Below are 528 nucleotides of genomic sequence, written 5' to 3'. Positions count from 1 at the left end.
GTCTCGTGGGCTCGGGGGTGCTCATCGGCTCTGCTCCTTCGGGTTCTGCGACGACTCGGCGGCCTCCAGCACGAGGCGGGCCATCTGCTCGGCGGCATCGCGCACCCCGAGGCGGCTCGCGGCGCGGCTCATCCGCTCCAGGCGCTCGGGGTCCTGGGCCAGCGGCAGGACGTGGTCCAGGAACCAGCCGGGGGTGAACTGCGCGTCCGGGACGAGCAGGGCGGCGTCGGCGGCCACGAGGGATTCGGCGTTCAGGGCCTGCTCCCCATTGCCGATGGGCAGGGGGACGAAGACCGAGGGGCAGCCCACGGCCGCGGCCTCGCTGACGGTCGCCGCTCCCGCCCGGGCCACCAGCAGGTCCGCGGCGGCGTAGGCCCGGTGCATCCCGTCGACGAATTCGACCTGGTGGTAGCGGGGGGCCTGCACCGGCTGGCCCTGATCGTCCAGCAGCTGCTTGCCGCGCCCGGTGATGTGCAGCAGCTGCACCCCGGCCTGGCGCCAGGCGGGGGTCTGCAGGACCGCCCGCAC

General features: G+C 74.8%; 1 protein-coding gene. It reads right to left on the bottom strand.

Going from position 1 to position 528, the window contains the following annotated elements:
- Positions 1 to 21: 21 nt before the first annotated feature.
- On the bottom strand, positions 22 to 528 hold a 507-nt coding region (locus tag NS354_RS12805; RefSeq protein ID WP_275934835.1), incomplete at its 5' end, for a UDP-N-acetylglucosamine--N-acetylmuramyl-(pentapeptide) pyrophosphoryl-undecaprenol N-acetylglucosamine transferase.

This window comes from Leucobacter chromiiresistens (assembly GCF_001477055.1).
In the GTDB taxonomy this organism is placed as follows: Bacteria; Actinomycetota; Actinomycetes; order Actinomycetales; family Microbacteriaceae; genus Leucobacter; species Leucobacter chromiiresistens_A.
Note: the sequence above shows the minus strand (reverse complement) of the source record. Positions and strands in the feature narration are given on the sequence as shown.